This is a genomic window from Cerasicoccus arenae, assembly GCF_014651635.1.
GTDB lineage: Bacteria > Verrucomicrobiota > Verrucomicrobiia > Opitutales > Cerasicoccaceae > Cerasicoccus > Cerasicoccus arenae.
In genome coordinates this window covers 1-17554 of sequence record NZ_BMXG01000026.1, presented here as the reverse complement: position 1 = coordinate 17554, position 17554 = coordinate 1, and the positions used below count along the sequence as shown (strand labels likewise).

The following is a 17554-nucleotide window of genomic DNA, read 5'->3' as shown; positions in this document are numbered from 1 at the left end:
AATCTTCTAGACACTCACTGACTCTACTACGAACCGACGAATTTTCCGCGAAATGCTGCAACGCTGCTTTAAACTGCGAGCCGAGGGAACCACCGCTGGACGGGAGGTTCTGGCGGGCCTCACAACATTTGCCGCGATGGCCTACATTATCGTGGTCAACCCCATCATCCTGCATGATGGCGGCAAGACAGGGCTTGAACTCGCGGGGCTGATTAGTGTCACCGCGCTAGCAGCAGCCTTGGGCTGCTTTCTGATGGCGATGCTAACGAATTATCCGATCGCGCAGGCACCGGGTATGGGGCTCAACAGCTACTTTGCGAGCATTGTGGTGGTGGGGATGGGCGTGCCTTGGCAAGGGGCGCTGGCGATGGTTTTTTGGAATGGATTGATCTTCTTCCTGCTATCAATTTCGGGCGTGCGTGCGGCGATTATTCGAGCCTTGCCCAATTGCCTCCAGATTGGCGTGCAGTGCGGCATCGGTTTTTTTATCGCGTTTATTGGTCTGAAAAATGCGGACATCATCGTGGCCAATCCTTACACACTGGTGGCTGAGGGAGACCTACTCCAGGCCGTGCCGTTGATGGTGCTGGGTGGTCTGCTGCTGATCACGGTGCTGACAGTACGGCGGATTCCTGGCGCGATTATCGGAACGATTCTGGTGGTCAGCGTGATCGGGCTGTTTATTCCCAACGGCGATAAGATGATCACAGCCATGCCTGATGGAATCGTCGGCCTGCCCGCCAGTATTAGTCAGACCTTCTTAGGGCTGGACTGGTTTTATCCGTTTCGTAATTGGCAAACCGCGATGCCGATCATTGCCACTTTGCTCATTCTCGACATGTTTGACTCGCTCGGTACGTTAATTGCGCTCGGCCGCCAAAGCGGTTTGATGGATGACAAGGGCGAAATGCCGCGACTCAATCGCGCACTGACAGCAGATGCGCTGGCCACCGTGGGCGGGGCTTTGCTGGGAACTTCGACGACCACCTCGTTCATCGAATCGGCAACTGGCATTGAGTCAGGGGGGCGCACTGGGCTAACCTCGGTTGTGGTCGGCTGCTGCTTTCTATTGGCACTGTTTTTCACGCCAATCCTGACGGTAGTTCCTGCCGCCGCTACCGCACCAGCGCTCATTATGGTCGGCTTGTTCATGGCGCAGGGGCTGAAGCACATTAATTATTCCGATTTGCACGAGGTCGCCCCCGCAATCCTCACTGCGCTGCTCATCCCGCTGACGTTCAGCATCACGCATGGCATCATGGCCGGGCTGATTTTTTACTGTGCACTTATGCTGCTGACTGGGCGTGCCAAAGGGGTTAGCGCTGGCGCTTGGGTCATCGCTGCAGTGTTTGTTGGCTTTGCTTTTATCTAGGTGCCTTCGGTTTCAAATGGGCACATCCATTTAAAAATAGGGTAAACCCGGGTTCTTGAGTGCACAAGCGGCTTGATTTGGGGCATCGGCATGCTCTACGCTACCTTTGATATGTCCGTTGACTCCGATCTTTCGTCCTTTGAACCGAGTAACTCGAGTTCCGGGAGCATGATAGCGCCCTTGCTTGTCGGTTTCGCCGCCTTGCTTCTGGGTGGCGCTGCGTTGTATTTCAGTCTGGGTGGGACCGGCAAAGCCAGTGAGGCTCAGACCAATTTGGAGGCGATCACCGTTAAGGCAGAAGGCTTGGAAACACGCCTCCGTGACCTCGAGGCCAAGTATTCCGAGCAGGCCAGCAAGCTTTCCTCCACCGAGCAGCAGTTAAAGCTCCTCGCCGGCGATGCCAATGAGGCCTTCAAAAAAGCCAGCTCCGAAATCAATATCAACCGCGATATGATTGAGACTTCCGCCGACAAGCTGACCGAATTAATCGACACCTTGAACCGCTCAGGCCGCCCCTCGGCAAGTGGTGGGTCGTCTATACCGCGTGGCAATCCAACGTCAGCCCTGCCCGTTGCGACAATCGAACCAAGCGCATCTCCACCGCCTGTAGCGAGTGCTCCTGTGGTTGTCGGGGGGGCAAGCGCAGCCACGCACACCATTCGCTCCGGGGACACCTTTACCAAGCTCAGTGAGCAGTATAATGTCTCGGTAGCGGCCATTTTAGCGGCCAATCCCGATGTCGATCCTCGCCGCTTACCAGTTGGCCAGAAGATCAAAATTCCGTCCAAGTAAGTGCCTTGGAGAGCGCTCATGCTCAGCCAACCTAGTCTTCAGGCGGTTCTCCAGCTTTGCCGCGTTTCCAACGCACCCACGGTTTGGAGTAATGTGTTGGCGGCTTGGTTCTTATCGGGCGGGACCTTTGAGCCTGCGCTAGGCCTGATGTTGCTTGGCGCGACCGCGCTCTATTTCGGCGGAACAACGCTCAATGACGCGGCGGACGCTGATTTCGACCGCCAATATCGCCCCGAGCGCCCGATCCCGAGCGGTGTGTTTTCGCGGGGGCAAGTGACCGCGCTGGGCCTCGGTTGGATGCTATTGGGGAGCGTGTTGACACTGCTTGCGGGGGGGGGCTGGATACTGTTGGTCATATTAATCGCCTGTGTTCTCAGCTACGACCTCGTCCACAAACGCACTACGTGGGCAGCGCTCTTAATGGGGGGGGGGCGTGCGAGTTTGTTCTTGCTGGCGGCGTCGCCCCATGAATTTGCCTTCGATACGTCGACGGTGCTTCTGGCGATGTGGGGCACCACGCATTTCATCTATATAACAGGCCTGACTTGGCGTGCCGCCAGTGAAAGCGGGCCGATTGAGCACAAATTTCCCCGTCTGCAAAGCCTGTTGCTGGCGACACCTCTCGGGACGACTCTGCTGGGCTTCCTCCTAGCGGCTGGCGGCTTGGTCAGCCTTATCTTCGGCGTTGGCTTGGCGGTGTGGACAATTCCTGCATGGCCGATGCGAGTTGGGGGGGGGGAGGGGGCAATGCCACCTTATAAGAGCATTCCGCGCCTTCTGGCTGGCATCGTGTTAATCGATGGCATTGCACTGTGCTGGATCTCTCCTGTGATTGCCTTGGGCGTGGTGGCAATCCTGTTTCCGTTTGCACTTGCAATGCAGAAGCGAATCGCGGCCACCTAAAGGGGACTACGTTTGACGCCTTGGGAATAGCAGACCCGCTCGCGGACAAATATCATTCCAATCTGATCCCTAAGTATCCGTGCGACCTCAATAGGAAGAACGAGGCAGTGAGTTTGTTGGCTATGTCAGATGCATTGTTTATTTAATATGGTAATATGGCCATTATGTTGCTCAAATCTATTTATTGACTAAGCTAATATTTTCGGTCTTAACTTGCTAACATGAAACTACCCTTACTTGCCCTTTGCTTGGGGCTCAGCCAAGCCAGCGCAGCCGTGCTGTTCACCGAATCTTTTGAAACCTATACGCCCGAGGGGCCACCTTCGCCAACTTGGGTTGTCTTTAATTCGGAGACGCGTGTAGTCACAGGCGTTGCTTCAGAGGGGGATCAAAGCCTTTTCTTCCGTAATGGTAATCCCAATTTCCACTATGTCAGGCAGGTGGACTCCATCTCACTCCCGAGTGGCGAAAATTTAGTGATCTCTTTTGATCTAAAAGCGAGATCCGCCTCACAATCACCGGACGGCTTAAACAACTTCCAAGTAGATTTTGGCTCGGGCTATGAAACGGTATTAGTCGACTTAGGTGCTTTTGATGGAACCGACAGCGTTTACAGTGGGACAACGATTACGCTCCCCAATACAGCCTCTGCTGGTGCTTCTCCCTTTATCTCTTATACCATCACCATTCCTGAAACCTACTTCGGCCCAGGTGGGTTAGATGCGAGTAGCGTCAAATTGAGATGGAGCACGATTTCGAGTTCGAACCTAGAAGATTTCTATCTGGATAATATCATTGTCAGCAGTAGCGCCATCCCTGAACCAGGAGCCACTGCTGTGTTGATTGGATTTGTTGCGGCCAGCCTTGCATGCTTTCGCGCTCGAAAGCGGTCATAACCGGCACCCGAAAAGGGGGCAAACGTAGCATTGGACTATTGGCAGTTCTGTTGAGGCTGGGGGGTATAAGGGAGCAAGTGCTAAGCGTAAAGATGGCCACTTCGCTAGGTTGCGGTTTCGGGCGATCCTGCTAAAAAAGCTTTGCCGCTCCTTGACTGCGATTACAGCATGGGTGCTTTGAGGCCAAGGATTTATGCCCAGCGCTACCCACCAATTTCACGTTACGCCGCAGTTCGCTCACCGGATTTTATTTACGGAGAATGCGTTGCAGCTGGGTAATCCGACGCTGGAGGAGGCGTTGCGGGGCGATGCTGTCGAGGCTGGTGAATCGCTGCGCGTTTTTGCCTGCATTGATGATGGGTTACGGGCGAGTTTTCCAAATTTGGCCAATGAATTGACCGGTGCGCTCGAATCGATGCAGGATGGCGCAACCCCCGTCGAGCTCGTCGCGCCGCCGATGATGATTCCGGGCGGTGAGGCGTGCAAAAATGATTGGAGCATCGTGGAGCAGCTTTGGAAGAACTTTTACGCACACCCGCTCTCGCGCCATTCGTGCGTGCTGGTGATTGGTGGCGGGGCGGTGTTGGATGTCGTGGGCTTTGCGGCGGCGACGGCGCATCGTGGATTACGCCTTCTGCGCATGCCTACCACGACCCTCAGCCAAGGAGACAGCGGCGTCGGCGTGAAGTGCGGCGTCAATCGCTTTGGGCAGAAGAATTGGCTGGGCGCGTTTGCCGTACCGTGGGCCGTGGTCAATGATCTCGCGTTCCTGCGTAGCCAGCCCGAGCGTGATCGTCGCGCCGGTCTGGCCGAAGCACTCAAGGTGGCGCTCGTCCGCGACGCCAAGTTTTTCGATTATCTGGAGCAGCACGCCGAGGCCTTGCAGCGTTTGGACGAGGAGCCCGTTCAATACGCCGTGGCCGAGGGCGCGCGCATCCACGCCGAGCATATTGCAACTGGTGGCGATCCCTTTGAAATGGGTAGCGGACGCCCGTTAGATTTTGGTCACTGGTCCGCGCACAAGCTGGAGCAACTGACGGATTTTCAATTACCACATGGCGAGGCGGTTGCCGTGGGCATGATGGTCGATTTGCACTATGCCGAGCAGGTTGGGTTGCTGGCTATGGAGGATCTAGACCGTATCCAACGCGTTGCCCGACGAATGGGCCTGCTCGCACCGCTGGCCCGGCCTGAGGTTGTCCACGCGCTGGAAGCCGCAGTTGATAATCCTGCTGCACCGCTGCTGCGTGGGTTGGAAGAATTTCGCCTGCACCTCGGCGGTGAGTTGTGCCTGTGCATGGTCACCGTGCCCGGCGTTAGCTGCGATATTCATACGGTGGATTCTGCTGCCTTGCGGGGAGCCCTGCGCGCCACGCTGGTGCTGTTGGAGGACGTAAGGTCGTAAGTCATGGCTCGCCTGCGCACCGCAATTTTAAATGTCGTTGGCCTGAGCCAGCGGCATCTTGGCGAGCACACGCCGAATCTTCAGCGGCTTGCCGAACGCAACGCGGTGGCCGCCGTGGCCCCCACGTTGCCCGCTGTGACGTGCAGTGCGCAGGCGACCTACCTGACGGGCGAGTTGCCGAGCAAACACGGGATCGTCGCCAATGGCTGGTATGACCGCGAGCTGGCCGAGCACCTTTTCTGGAAGCAGAGCAACCACCTGATGCAGGGGCCGAAGCTGTGGGACATCCTCCGCCGCGATCGACCGGAGACCACCGTCGCCCAACTTTTCTGGTGGTTTAATATGTATGCGGACGTCAACTTCGCGATCACGCCGCGCCCGCTCTATCTGGCTGATGGCGGCAAGCACTTTGACATCCACACGACGCCGCTTGACTTGCGCGAGATGATTAAGGGCGACTTGGGCGAGTTTCCGTTTCGGCAATTTTGGGGGCCTGCCTCGGGCATCGAATCATCACTTTGGATTGCAAAATCTGCGCAATGGACCGAGGAAAAACGGTCGCCGGACTGCTCCTTGGTCTACCTGCCGCACCTTGACTATTGCATGATGAAGCTGGGGCCGGATCATGCCTCCATCCTCAACGAGTTGGCGGCCATTGACCGGGTGGTCGGAGAGCTGATTGATTTTTACGAATCGCGTGGCGTGCAAGTCGTGGTGCTGTCGGAATATGGCATTACGCCGGTGTCGCGCCCGGTGCACCTCAACCGTCTGTTCCGCGAACGCGGTTGGCTGAGCATCAAGGACGAACTGGGCACGGAAACCCTCGACAAGGGTGCCTGCCGTGCCTTCGTAATTGCCGACCACCAATGCGCACACATTTATGTGCCCGATGCGTCAATCATCAGCGAAGTGCGGACGCTGTTGGATAACACGCCCGGCGTGGGCGAGGTGCTCGATGCGGCGGGCAAGGCACGCGTGGGGCTGGACCACCCGCGCTCTGGCGACCTGGTGGTCTTCGCCGAGCCGGACGCTTGGTTCACGTATTACTACTGGCTCGACGACGCCCGCGCGCCGGATTTTGCCCGCACGGTGGACATCCATCGCAAGCCCGGCTTCGATCCAGTGGAGCTGTTTATCGACCCCGCTATTGTATTTCCCAAGCTGAAGCTAGCAGGCAAACTGCTCCGCAAAAAAATCGGCCTGCGCACCTTGTTCGACGTCATCCCCTTAGATGCGTCACTGGTCAAAGGCTCGCATGGCCATCGCCCGTTGGATCCGCTGGACTGGCCCTTGCTCATTGCTCCAAGTAACCGCTTGGGCGGGGCATCCATCACCGCGACGGACGTGCATCGCTGCTTGGTTGAGGTTTGTCAGGGGTGATTGTATCTGGATGAGTATAGTTACAATTTGTTGGAATTTATACTGCCAATCGGCTACGCAGCTCCTTTCGAGTTTTTCTATCTAATAGGCTGAAAGTTATTTCAATTTTGTTTCGTTCATTTACTGGAGTGTGTCCTCTGACTTTAGTGACATTGAAATTTAGATCATCGAGTAATTTGTAAAACTCTTTATATGATTTCCCATGCTTTAACTCTTCTCCGGAACTATTTCTAAAGTCATTGCCTTCTAAACGCCCGCGTCGTTCCAGAAGGCTGACAATGTTCTGAGAGTCGGTATAAACTGATATGTTTTCAGTCGGTTCCTCCAAGTCATTTAGAGCCCAAATTAATGTTCGAAGTTCAGCTTCGGTCGAAGTGACTCCTTCAAAAACATTCAAACATATATAGTTCTCTAGATTCTCTAATGAGCCTTCCGGATCTTCGATGAAAAGATAACCGCCTACTCCTATATTTTTTTGAACTGATACACTGCAGTCTGTAAATAAATACATTATTTCCTATTCCAACGTTTAAACCCAGCCGCCGCGTTAGCAGTTGGCTGGAGCGCTTGGATGATCTGTGGCGGAAACACTCACATTGACAAGCACATTACGCCTCGAATACCTCGCGTTGGCGGAGGCACGTGATGTTGTCATCTACAAGTGTTGGCATATCCATGGAATCTCAATGTGACTATGCGATCATTTGATGGTTCAGACGCAGAGGCTTTACGTTTCCTTACAGAAACTTTCAGTATGTTGGCCACCGCCTTGCTAAACTGTGCCGAAGAAAAGGCTTTTCGACAGCCTGAATTTCCGACTAGCGTGCATACATGGGAATACCTTTTAAGACCGGTCAGACTATTCTTTTTCAAGGCGACAGCATCACTGATGCGAGCCGAAATAAAGAGGATGGCGGATGCTTGGGGGTGGGCTACGTGCGTATCATCGCCTCATTGCTGGGTGCGCGCTACCCAGAGGCGGACTTAAAATTCATTAACCGTGGCATTTCGGGTAATCGTGTCCCTGATTTGGCAGCGCGTTGGGACAAGGACTGCCTAGACCTCAAGCCCGATTGGCTGTCTATCCTGATTGGTGTCAACGACTGCTGGCGTGCCTTTGACTCCAACGATCCTACCTCCACTGAAGTGTTTGAGGAAGGATACCGTGGCATCCTCGATCGGGCGAAAGACGAAGTCTCCCAACTGATTCTTTGCGAGCCATTCCTGCTGCATACGCCGGAGGACCGGGCCGCCTGGCGTGGTGACCTAGACCCGAAAATCCACGTGGTGCGCAAGTTGGCGCGTGAGTATGGGGCCATTTTAGTGCCGTTTGACGGTGTATTTGCGGCGGCAGCTTGCCGTCAGGAAATGGGCTACTGGGCTGGCGACGGCGTGCATCCAAGCCCGGCTGGCCATGGCCTGATGGCTAAGGCCTGGATGCAATACGTGCGGGTCTGATTTTCGCGTTGACCGCCGCTTGAGACTCATCCCATACTGCAACACTTTTATGGAAGCTGAAAACCGCAAGCTCGTGACACCCGTTGGCGCACTCATTGATGTGTGCATCTGCGGCGGTGTATTCCTGTTCTTTTTCTTCGTGGTGATTCCTTCGCACGTGCCGTTTTACGATCCGTTCTGGAAAAATCTCTTTACGGCCTATACGTCAGCTGTCATGTCGGGCTTTGCTTGGCTTGCGCTGTGCTTATTCCGCGTAACGCGGGTTGATTACTGTCGCGCGAAAAAGGAAGCCAAGTCGGCCTAAGTCTGATTTCGTTTGGGACGACTGAACCAGTGGTGGCGAGCATGGCTCCCCTTTGATTTTTAAATGATAATTGTTAATCTTTTGACCCATGTCTAACGTTCCTGCTGACCTCAAATACACCAAGGATCATGAATGGCTTCGCGCAGAGGCTGATGGTACGGCCACGATCGGCATTACCGATCATGCGCAAAGCAGCTTGGGTGATATTACTTTCGTGGAGCTGCCCAGCGTCGGCGACTCCATAGTGAAGGGCGATGCGTTTGGTGCTGTGGAGTCAGTTAAAGCGGCCTCCGACCTGTATGCGCCTGTCAGTGGCGAAGTGGTTGCGATCAACGAAGCCCTGGAAAACGAGCCCGAGTCGGTCAATAGCGATTCTTATGGCGCAGGCTGGATGATCCGTATTAAAATAGATGCATCCGAGGTCGCCGATTTACTCGACGCCGATGCTTACGGCAAGTTGCTCTAATTAGCTTTTAGTAGCAACTCCGCTTATAGCGGAAAGCAAAGATTGAACAGGGAAAGCCAGAGTAGCCGGAGAGTTCTTTAAACGGTTACTTTGTTTCTTACTTTTTATACCTTTACGTTCTTCCCGCGCTTCCTGTTTTACTTTTAAATCATCCCCATGAGCGACTGGATCGAAGTCAAACCCTTTGAGGAAATCCGCTATCACAAGCTTGCTGGGGAAGGCATTGCCAAGGTGACGATTAATCGCCCGCACCGGCGTAATGCCTTCACGCCCGACACCGTGATGGAAATGCTGGAGGCCTTTACGGATGCCCGTGAGGACCCCGAGATAGGCGTTGTGCTGCTTTGTGGGCAGAATCCACAAACCGACGGAAAATACGCCTTTTGCTCTGGTGGTGACCAGAAAATTCGCGGCGAACAGGCCGGCGGGTATCAGGGAAAGGACGGAGTGCCCCGGCTCAACGTGCTCGACCTGCAAAAGCTCATCCGATCGATGCCCAAGGTGGTCATTGCGTTGGTCGCCGGATATGCAATTGGCGGCGGACACGTTCTCCACGTGGTGTGCGATTTAACCATTGCGGCCGATAATGCGATTTTTGGGCAGACGGGCCCCAAGGTCGGCAGTTTCGACGGTGGGTTTGGCTCAAGCTACTTAGCACGCATTGTCGGCCAGAAGAAGGCGCGCGAAATCTGGTATCTCTGCCGCCAATACAATGCCGAGGAAGCCCGCGAGATGGGTTTGGTCAATAAAGTAGTGCCCGTGGACCAATTGGAGGCTGAAGGGATTGATTGGGCGAAGGACATTATGCAGCACAGCCCACTCGCCATTCGCTGCCTCAAGAGCGCGTTTAACGCGGAGCTCGATGGCCAAGCGGGACTACAGGAGCTTGCTGGCAACGCCACGCTTTTATATTACCTGACCGAGCAAGGAGAAGAGGGCCACCAGTCCTACGTCAACAAGCGTAGGCCCGACTTTAAGAAATACCCTTGGCTTCCGTAGCATTGAGCACCGTGCGTCCGTGAGTTTCGCTTATTGGGGGCATTGAGCTGGGCTGAGAGGGGGGGGGCAGAAGCCAGCTTAATACAAATCTGCTTTAAAAGGGCATTTCAAGTGTCCTCATGGTCACTATTGTTGCCTCCGAAGCTGATTGGAGCAAAATTCATTGCATTACATGCAAATAATGACTTGCGCTGCGAATATTCCCCCCCCATATTTCGCGCTTGTTTTTAAATCGGGGCGTAGCGCAGCCTGGCTAGCGCATCTGCTTTGGGAGCAGAGGGTCGGGGGTTCGAATCCCTCCGCCCCGACCAATTTCCACCTCCTGCCAGTGCAGGACTTTTGGTGTCAATTCGTTGCAAATCAACGGATTCTGAGTTTTCACTTCCGTCGCTTAAATTGTCAGATTGTGACTGAAAGAGACCTCCAAAGTCTGATGTTTGTGAAGCTATTTGTGAAGGTGGGGCTGAGGGACTTAGAGTGACTTCATCATCCATCGAATCTACCCAAGGTAATTGATCCACGGCGGCAAAGGTCGGAAGCTGGCTGGCGTCGGTGTAAACTTTGGCCGTCAAGTTGGGATCGCTGTGACGCATGAGCTCCTGCGACAAGCGTTGGGATACCCCACTGCGCGCCAGCAGCGTCGCAAAGGTATTGCGGAGTGCATGAAAGTCCACTTTCCGACCAATGGCGTCCACAATGGGAATTCCTGCCTGCTGAAAGTGCTTACGAATAGCGCGCTCAGGATGAACCCCGACAAAGAAAACTGCCTCTTCCTGACCACTGGCCACAGGCTGGATCTTCCGCAATTCAGCGCCCTTGTCTGCGCCGAGTTGCAATCCGCCGTCGATGCCCCGATCACCAGAGCTGTTGAGCCGCGCTAAGCGTTGCGGGCTAATAATCTGGTTTGTCCTGCTGGCCTTCGCGTTTTGTATTCGGGACACCGGCGGTCTGCTCGCGTCGTTCGTGGTTCTGATTACTCGCGTGCTATTGAAGCCGTTCGTTTTTTTGCGCTGACTGTTGCTTCCGAAGGGACGTCTAAAGCAGTGGAACCACCGTTTGGATGGAGCGATGCAGAAAGCCTTGGAAGATTTGGGTTGGCTGCCAGCGGACTATGCCATGAGCGATTCAAGCGCGGGCAAGCTATGCGCTCCCCGCGGATGTACCGGTGCACTGTGGCGCTGCCTTTCACTCCGATTTGCTTGGAAAATTCCAATGGAGTCAGTCTTTGCATTTGCAGGTAGTCAGCTAATTTCATGGCGCTCCTTGTAGCGCACTTCACTTCCGAAAAGTGTGCACTTTCCACCAATCCATACGATGGTCTGGATCCACTACCCAAGGCTGTGGATAATTGCTGACTTCTTGCAAGCCGTTGGCTAGGCTGCGTGATCCGTTCGACGCCTTGCAATGCCAGGTGACGTATTCGTTACCTGTATTTACCTCCAGATAGGTTTGAGGCAGAATTTGATTTAAAAGGCTTGATGAAGGCGGTGCTCATATTCCGTATGGGGTTATCATGTTTTCCTTCAATCAATTGAGCGTCTCCACTGACGAGACCACGATCCTGCAATCCATGGCCGGCCAATTTTTGCCGGGCCAGCTCAACGCTGTAGTGGGTCCTTCAGGTTGTGGCAAAACCACGTTGGTGAAATCCTTGCTGGGGTTGCTGGATTGCAAAGGCGAAATAGCCTTTCATGGGAAGGAAATTGATCCTCAAACGACTTCGTTGGCCGGGCGGGTGGGTATCACGGTATTCCAAGGGGTGTGGATGACGATTTTTGTTAAAGTGATCTGTCAGTTCCCCGGTTCGTTCCTGATGCAGGCAACGATTCTGTCGCTTTGCTGCCTCTCCATGACCTGGGTGTGTCTGGGCATGTCCGCGGTCTTTGTTTCGACTGAAAAAGCCTCGCTGCTCTCGATCTACTTGGTCGGGTTCCAACTTCCGCTCTCTGGCGTCGTATTGGCTTTGCCGGACATGATTGTCTGGGTGCTTCGGCCATTCATCAACGCATTCTGGTCTTGGTCCGGCTATCTGGTCACGATGAAGGATTACCAAGTCTACGATGGCTATCGCATTAAAGACACCAGTTGGCTGCCGAACGAATGGCTGGCTTGCGGAGTCTTGGTTTTACAGGCCTTGGCGGGCCTTGCATGCGTATTATACGGTGTCCGAAGAAGTTGTTCACGATAAGCGACCCCAACCATAAACTGTTGTTGTTCATTGATTAAAAATCTCTGGCGATGGCATTGTATGACCCTCTGATTCATTTTTAGTTACTCGGCTTACACCACGTGACTATATGAATCCTGTACTGTTAATGATTTCATCGATTTTGGATTGAAGTTAATGGATTCGTAAAATTTCTCTTCAAAAAGACACATTTTGACTGTTGACATGGACTAGTTAATACTATGATTAATTAACTAATAAAAATTGAAACAACTCGTATTACTCCCTGTCTTTCGTAGACGTAACGCCCATCGTCTACAATGCATAAACAAATTCACAATCCTACTGATCGCCTAAGACTGCTAGATGTCAGAAGGGTGTTTACAGCCTTCCTTTTGGCTTTCACGGCGGTGCCGAATCTCTCGGCTAAGCTTGAATTTCCGGTCACGGCCATTTCCGAGAAGGCTGAACTGGGTGCTGAGAAGTATCCGTTCGTCTTTACATTCGAGAACGCGGGAGACCAGACAGTGAAAATCACCGATGTGAAGACCAGTTGCGGTTGCACGACAACCGATCTGGACAAAAAAGTCTACCAACCAGGCGAAAAGGGCGAAATCAAAGGGAATTTTAAAATTGGCGATCGTCAGGGTGTCCAGCGAAAATCCATCACCATCAAGACCAATGATCTCGGACAGCCTGAGATAAAACTGGAACTGATGGTCGAAATTCCCCAGCCGCTCTCGCTCAAGCCCGGGTTACTATTCTGGCGACTGGGGAGCGATCCAGATGCGAAGGTCATTGAAGTGGAATCCAATGAGGAATTCGGTATTGAGATTGTAAGCGTGGAGTCGGCGTCCGAAGATTTTAATGTCCAGCTCGTGAAGCCATCTTCTAGTGCGGGAACAGTATCCACCGATGGCAAAGGATGTGAGATTTCGGTTTCGCCGGTAAGCACTGCTGAGGCAAAGCGAGTGCTTATCAAGATTGCAGCGGCTAACGCTCAGGGTTTCAAGCGAACGTACTATGCACATGCGCTGGTGCGATAGGAACTGATTTTGAGAATGACTGAAGAGCGACACATTCATCGAAGCGGCATCTGCCAGGCTGGCAAGTGGGGTGAGGGGCTGATCGATTTACTTGGCGACATTTGTAAGCGTTTTTGGGCCATTGCCTTCGTCCTAGGATGTTTATCCAGTGTTACTCTAAATGCGGAAGATCGCTTTGACGTAGCGGTGCGTCCTCCTTTAGGGCCGGTTGATGGCGTGCTGGTGCTATGTCCGGGGATGAATGGGGATGGGTCGCATTTCTTGGCGGAAAAGCCTTGGATGGATTTCGCTGATCAGCATAATCTCGGCGTAATTGCCTTAAAGTTCTCCTCTGATTCGGAGTTGATGTATGGTCCTGAACGGCAGGGTTATTATTGGCCGGAACAAGGGTCTGGGGATGCTCTATTGCAGGCGATCGAAGAAAATTTTGGAGTTGATCAGAATATCGTTATCTATGGCTTTTCTGGCGGAGCACACTTTACTAGTCGATTCGTAGAGTGGGTACCAGAGCGGGTGCTTGTTTGGTCGGCCTATTCCGCGCAGTTCTGGGATTCGCCGAAATCCAATGACAAGAGCCCTCCGGGGATTGTCGCATGTGGTGAATTCGATGGAGGACGCTGGTTTCCTTCTTACGCCTACTTCTACGAGGGACGAGAAATGGGAAAACCATGGACCTGGGTGAGCATCGCCGAGACGGGCCATTTCAGGAAAGGGCCTTTTGAGAAATTCGTCAGGGAGTATTTCGGAGCGGTCCTGAGTGGCAAGCATGAAAAGGAGTGGCCGGTCTTCATCGACATCGATACAGAAGAGCAAGCGACGGGTTCCTATTCGGATTTCACTCAACCAGAACTTTTAACGTGGCTACCCACGGAAGATTTTGTCGCAAAGTGGCGTCAGGTTCATCATCCATAATCTACCATAACATAATCAGCATAACCATCAATAAACATAAATTCAATGAAACATATCCTTCTTAGTCTAATCGCCTCGGTGGTGTTATTTTCGGCTGCTTTACAAGCAGAGCAATGTCCACCGCCCTGTGAAGAGGACGATCCGAATAATCCCTGTGACTGCGACTCGATGCCGATAGGGGTGCGGGAATGAGCGTTTATTGAGCTATGACGGATTAATTAAATGCTCCCAATCCTCCCCAGTTTGTTTTGTCGGTTGGCATTACTGCTCTCGTTGATGAGTGCAGTAGTGCTTCCGGCGCAGAACCTTCGCTTTGAGTCTCGCGATAATCGGGTCGGCAATGCGGATCAATTCGGCTACGTACGGATTGTCCGGGAGTTGGGGATGCTTCCGTCTGGTAATGGAGGGAGAAACTATCCGATTACGCTGGTGTTCACCAGTGATCCTGAGCAGAAACCTGGCCTTCTTGGACCCGGTTGGCGGTTTCCGATCATAGATTCCACGGTGTATTCATCGAATCGGGGAACGCTGGTTTGGGAAGCACCTGACGAATATCGCCGTTTCTTTGTTTTCGACAAAGAAGCCCGCACGCACAGTGGCGAAACTGCCTATCGGCACCAGGGTGGCGAGTGGAATGCGGTGGTCAATGATCGGCACGGGACAGTGTTGATTACCGGGATGGAAGATCCAGAATTCGCTTACGAATATCGCGACGGCCGGTTGGTGCGCTTCCGGTTGGGCCAGGGAGCAACTGTTTACTCTGTGAACTACATTGGAAGGGATTTGCCGCATAGTATTATTGCCCAAGGGAATCGTGATCCGGTGTTTTCGGTTCAGTATAGAGGATCGAGTCCCGAAAGTATATCAGTTGGAAGCTTTCGCTATGATGTGGAATTGGGTCAAGGCGACTGGACGGCCCCCGATGGAAAGGGTAATTACAGCGACTATCGTGTACAGTTTTTGACAAAACTGCATTCAGGAGATGATAATTTTGAGAAATTCACTTATTCCAAAGACGAGCCTCGAATACGTAAAATAGAAGCTAGTGAGCGTTTTCTACCTGTGAACCGCTTGGCTTTGGTTGATGCTGAAGGTAAGGACAGTTGGGTGTCGTTTGAGGCACGGAGCGGATTCGTCGTAGCGGATTCAGGAGGAAATTACTCAGTGACGAATCCCGCCTATGATCCACACCAGAGAAGTAAGGATTCTAGGCGGGTTTCGCCGGGCTACGTTAATATTACGCGAAATCCTGATGATGGTGGCTCACCACAACAATGGTCACGTGATTGGTCCAAGGGGATTGAGACCTACACTGAACCCGATGGATCTTTGATGCGTAGAACGTGGATCATTGCCGAAGGGCCAGCCTATGGAAAGCTCAGGAAGCTCGAAGAATACCAAAACGATGGGGGGGGATGGAATGTGGTTGAGAGAAGATCTTACACATCAAGGGGAGAGCTTGCTCGACTTTTAAACCCCAACGAGGGAACTATAATGACGTATGACTACGGTATTGATGGTCGTCTGCTGGGAAAATATGTAAACGGCTCATTAGTTCAAAGAAGAAATTATTCTGATGATGGACTGCTGGAATATGTTGAAAACTATAACAGTAGTCAAATCGATTTCGTATTTCTTGATAAAGATGGAAAAGTTACCAACTTATTAAAAGAAAGTAACCAGGGAGATGAAAATAAAAAAAACTAGTACTGCTTTGCTTGCGTTCTTATGCACAAGCATAAACGCTAACGCTGCTGTCAGTTTCAAGACTGATCCTAATTCTCAGATATGCAAGAACTCAACTGTTTGGCTGGAGGTCACTGGCGACGTTGATGAGCCAACGTCGGCGTGCTGTGACACGAGTGGCAATACAGGCACTTGGAATCAGCAAGGTAATAAAACATACACTTGGTCGGGCAGTTTAAATAGTACTGCAAACAGCAACAAGCAGTCAATCGATGCTAGTGATCTGGGCGATGTTAGTGGTAGTGTAGAGATTTCTCAGACTTTTGTGTGCAGCGCAACTTTAGCAACTGAAACATTAAAAGAAACATTAACTTTCTCGTCTGAAGTGACTCCAACACACACCTCTACTTTAAAGTCTGGGGTGGATCTAACTGGCAATAGCACTGGCAGCACAATCGAGCAAGGCGCTGCTGCAAATATTCGACTCACTGGGAGTTTCTCCATCGATGTAGAGCGTTGTTCCAATTCGCCTCTTGATCCAATGCCGGTTGAAGTATTAGCTAATGCCACCGCCCCTGGAAGCTCACAGTTTTCTGTTTCGGGCACGACTACTACCTCTGGTGCTGCATCTGGGAGCACTCCCTATACGGGAACGATTAGTAACGTTCTAATTGATGTAGGCTATGTCAGCGCGGGTAATTATACTGTTAACTTAGATGCTAATACTAAGGTCGCAGGCAATACTGATACCGTTGCTACGGGAACCAAAGAATTAACTATAAACTAATATTTTGATATGACGAGATTCTATTATGCATTTATGCTGGTTTTTCTGGCACTGCATTCAAGCAGTGCCAGTGTTGAACGATTGAGCGATTGCAATCTTATTATGCTATCGTTTGATAAAGCGGATAGTGTTACGGAGTTTAAACTGGGCACTGGAAGACATCTTAGTCGTGATGAGTGGCTGCAGCTCACTAGTAAAGATGGTATCAGTGTTGTAAGTAACGTTAGAATTGGATCGAGTCTAAAAGATGGATTGTTTGTGTCTGATCAGAGGAAGAAAATTAAATACTTAATACACACCGCCGAGAGTGAGGCATTGAGGGAGGGTATAAAAGAAAAAGCTGTTGGAAGTTTATACGAGATTTCTGAATTAAAATTTGATGAGGATGAAGTCAGAATTTCTTTTAATTTTCGTGAGTTTAGAGCTGATCCGTCATCGTTAATCGATGACAATACATATAATGGATATCCAGTCATTAAAGCAGCACAAACCGCTGGGCACTGTACGGTTTATTTTGAGGGTTATACATGTTTAGGTATTACACTACCCCAAGATGGTCAAGATGGTCGCATCTATATAGTGTATATTCCATCCTTAGATGACATATTGAAATAGCTTTTAAGGGCACTTCGATTAACCTCGACGGTTCCGGTCGGCATCGATGATTCTTGGGCATGCGCGTAAAGACAGGCAGTGGCCAAAGTAATCTGTTCGATATTTTGTCCCACGTAGACACCGCTTCGGAGCGTAAAAGCGGCCTTGATCGGCTAGTGGTAATTGACTGGGAGTCGTTCCGCCTGGTGCTTAAGGATCACTTGGGTTACGGCGACCAGAAGAAGGGAGGACGACCGCCGTGGTGTCCGGTGTTGATGCTGGTAGTGTCCAGATTCTTTCGCACTTTGTTTTACGGTTCCTTGGAAGGTCTAGTTTTTTGTGTTGTTGAGGAGAGTTGTTCGGGCCGTCACCGAGAATGGGGAATAA

17 protein-coding genes, 1 tRNA gene and 2 pseudogenes are annotated in these 17554 nt (G+C 52.0%); 18 read left to right on the top strand and 2 right to left on the bottom strand.

The annotated features are described in order from the left end of the window. Positions 1–52 precede the first annotated feature (52 nt). From IE065_RS16035 to IE065_RS16010, 6 genes are all read left to right on the top strand, one after another. Positions 53–1372 carry an NCS2 family permease gene (locus tag IE065_RS16035; RefSeq protein WP_189516936.1) on the top strand — a complete coding sequence of 440 codons (1320 nt, stop codon included), beginning with the start codon at positions 53–55 and terminating at the stop codon, positions 1370–1372. A gap of 90 nt (positions 1373–1462) precedes the next feature. After that, positions 1463–2164 (top strand): LysM peptidoglycan-binding domain-containing protein, encoded by a 702-nt coding sequence (locus IE065_RS18140; protein WP_200163242.1) that lies wholly within the window; start codon positions 1463–1465, stop codon positions 2162–2164. A gap of 18 nt (positions 2165–2182) precedes the next feature. Continuing rightward, complete coding sequence (locus IE065_RS16025; protein ID WP_189516934.1) at positions 2183–3067, top strand: UbiA family prenyltransferase; 885 nt, start codon at positions 2183–2185, stop codon at positions 3065–3067. Positions 3068–3288: 221 nt separating this feature from the next. After that, positions 3289–3963: a hypothetical protein gene (locus IE065_RS16020; RefSeq protein ID WP_189516932.1), complete on the top strand. Its 675-nt coding sequence runs from the start codon at positions 3289–3291 to the stop codon at positions 3961–3963. 193 nt (positions 3964–4156) lie between these two features. Then, complete coding sequence (locus IE065_RS16015) at positions 4157–5368, top strand: 3-dehydroquinate synthase (RefSeq protein WP_189516930.1); 1212 nt, start codon at positions 4157–4159, stop codon at positions 5366–5368. Between the two features lie 3 nt (positions 5369–5371). Further along, the gene (locus tag IE065_RS16010) at positions 5372–6748 is read left to right on the top strand and encodes an alkaline phosphatase family protein (protein WP_189516928.1); all 1377 of its coding nucleotides are present in this window, start codon (positions 5372–5374) and stop codon (positions 6746–6748) included. Positions 6749–6785: 37 nt separating this feature from the next. Here the strand turns inward: IE065_RS16010 and IE065_RS16005 are convergent, their stop codons facing one another. Continuing rightward, positions 6786–7259: a ribonuclease HI gene (locus IE065_RS16005; protein WP_189516927.1), complete on the bottom strand. Its 474-nt coding sequence runs from the start codon at positions 7257–7259 to the stop codon at positions 6786–6788. 320 nt (positions 7260–7579) lie between these two features. On the opposite strand from IE065_RS16005, the gene IE065_RS16000 reads away from it, so the two are divergent. The 5 genes from IE065_RS16000 (at position 7580) to IE065_RS15980 (ending at position 10286) form a co-directional block, all read left to right on the top strand. Then, positions 7580–8206 (top strand): SGNH/GDSL hydrolase family protein, encoded by a 627-nt coding sequence (locus tag IE065_RS16000; protein WP_189516926.1) that lies wholly within the window; start codon positions 7580–7582, stop codon positions 8204–8206. Positions 8207–8255: 49 nt separating this feature from the next. Beyond that, complete coding sequence (locus IE065_RS15995; protein WP_189516925.1) at positions 8256–8510, top strand: hypothetical protein; 255 nt, start codon at positions 8256–8258, stop codon at positions 8508–8510. An 88-nt stretch (positions 8511–8598) separates the two neighbouring features. Further along, on the top strand, positions 8599–8976 hold the full coding sequence (gcvH, locus tag IE065_RS15990) for a glycine cleavage system protein GcvH (protein ID WP_189516924.1): 378 nt from the start codon (positions 8599–8601) through the stop codon (positions 8974–8976). Positions 8977–9132: 156 nt separating this feature from the next. Further along, the gene (gene menB, locus IE065_RS15985) at positions 9133–9975 is read left to right on the top strand and encodes a 1,4-dihydroxy-2-naphthoyl-CoA synthase (RefSeq protein ID WP_189516923.1); all 843 of its coding nucleotides are present in this window, start codon (positions 9133–9135) and stop codon (positions 9973–9975) included. Between the two features lie 233 nt (positions 9976–10208). Further along, a tRNA-Pro gene (locus tag IE065_RS15980) sits at positions 10209–10286 on the top strand. Between the two features lie 291 nt (positions 10287–10577). On the opposite strand, the pseudogene IE065_RS18435 reads toward IE065_RS15980, so the two are convergent. Next, positions 10578–10670 (bottom strand): annotated as a pseudogene (locus IE065_RS18435) (hypothetical protein); the annotation flags it as partial. A gap of 818 nt (positions 10671–11488) precedes the next feature. Between IE065_RS18435 and IE065_RS18235 the strand changes: the two are divergent. From IE065_RS18235 to IE065_RS17920, 7 genes and pseudogenes are all read left to right on the top strand, one after another. Further along, a complete protein-coding gene (locus tag IE065_RS18235; protein ID WP_189516921.1) occupies positions 11489–12163 on the top strand; it encodes an ATP-binding cassette domain-containing protein in 675 nt (224 codons plus the stop codon). Positions 12164–12519: 356 nt separating this feature from the next. Continuing rightward, positions 12520–13188 carry a DUF1573 domain-containing protein gene (locus tag IE065_RS15965; RefSeq protein WP_229792143.1) on the top strand — a complete coding sequence of 223 codons (669 nt, stop codon included), beginning with the start codon at positions 12520–12522 and terminating at the stop codon, positions 13186–13188. A 15-nt stretch (positions 13189–13203) separates the two neighbouring features. After that, a complete protein-coding gene (locus IE065_RS15960) occupies positions 13204–14100 on the top strand; it encodes an alpha/beta hydrolase (RefSeq protein ID WP_189516916.1) in 897 nt (298 codons plus the stop codon). 255 nt (positions 14101–14355) lie between these two features. After that, entirely contained in the window at positions 14356–15807 is a 1452-nt protein-coding gene (locus IE065_RS15955) for a hypothetical protein (protein WP_189516914.1), read from the top strand. Further along, the gene (locus tag IE065_RS15950) at positions 15788–16573 is read left to right on the top strand and encodes a hypothetical protein (protein ID WP_189516912.1); all 786 of its coding nucleotides are present in this window, start codon (positions 15788–15790) and stop codon (positions 16571–16573) included. The genes IE065_RS15955 and IE065_RS15950 overlap by 20 nt, the downstream gene beginning before the upstream one ends. Positions 16574–16606: 33 nt before the next feature. Further along, complete coding sequence (locus IE065_RS15945) at positions 16607–17188, top strand: hypothetical protein (protein ID WP_189516909.1); 582 nt, start codon at positions 16607–16609, stop codon at positions 17186–17188. Positions 17189–17247: 59 nt separating this feature from the next. Further along, positions 17248–17554: pseudogene (locus IE065_RS17920) on the top strand (hypothetical protein); the annotation flags it as partial.

Coding starts and splice junctions, on each gene's coding strand:
- IE065_RS18140 (WP_200163242.1), top strand. CDS start 1,463: ATGCTCTACGCTACCTTTGATATGTCCGTTGACTCCGATCTTTCGTCC.
- IE065_RS16020 (WP_189516932.1), top strand. CDS start 3,289: ATGAAACTACCCTTACTTGCCCTTTGCTTGGGGCTCAGCCAAGCCAGC.
- IE065_RS16000 (WP_189516926.1), top strand. CDS start 7,580: ATGGGAATACCTTTTAAGACCGGTCAGACTATTCTTTTTCAAGGCGAC.
- IE065_RS16025 (WP_189516934.1), top strand. CDS start 2,183: ATGCTCAGCCAACCTAGTCTTCAGGCGGTTCTCCAGCTTTGCCGCGTT.
- IE065_RS15945 (WP_189516909.1), top strand. CDS start 16,607: ATGCTGGTTTTTCTGGCACTGCATTCAAGCAGTGCCAGTGTTGAACGA.
- IE065_RS16035 (WP_189516936.1), top strand. CDS start 53: ATGCTGCAACGCTGCTTTAAACTGCGAGCCGAGGGAACCACCGCTGGA.
- IE065_RS18235 (WP_189516921.1), top strand. CDS start 11,489: ATGTTTTCCTTCAATCAATTGAGCGTCTCCACTGACGAGACCACGATC.
- IE065_RS15950 (WP_189516912.1), top strand. CDS start 15,788: ATGAAAATAAAAAAAACTAGTACTGCTTTGCTTGCGTTCTTATGCACA.
- menB (WP_189516923.1), top strand. CDS start 9,133: ATGAGCGACTGGATCGAAGTCAAACCCTTTGAGGAAATCCGCTATCAC.
- IE065_RS16015 (WP_189516930.1), top strand. CDS start 4,157: ATGCCCAGCGCTACCCACCAATTTCACGTTACGCCGCAGTTCGCTCAC.
- IE065_RS15960 (WP_189516916.1), top strand. CDS start 13,204: ATGACTGAAGAGCGACACATTCATCGAAGCGGCATCTGCCAGGCTGGC.
- IE065_RS16010 (WP_189516928.1), top strand. CDS start 5,372: ATGGCTCGCCTGCGCACCGCAATTTTAAATGTCGTTGGCCTGAGCCAG.
- IE065_RS15995 (WP_189516925.1), top strand. CDS start 8,256: ATGGAAGCTGAAAACCGCAAGCTCGTGACACCCGTTGGCGCACTCATT.
- IE065_RS16005 (WP_189516927.1), bottom strand. CDS start 7,259: ATGTATTTATTTACAGACTGCAGTGTATCAGTTCAAAAAAATATAGGA.
- gcvH (WP_189516924.1), top strand. CDS start 8,599: ATGTCTAACGTTCCTGCTGACCTCAAATACACCAAGGATCATGAATGG.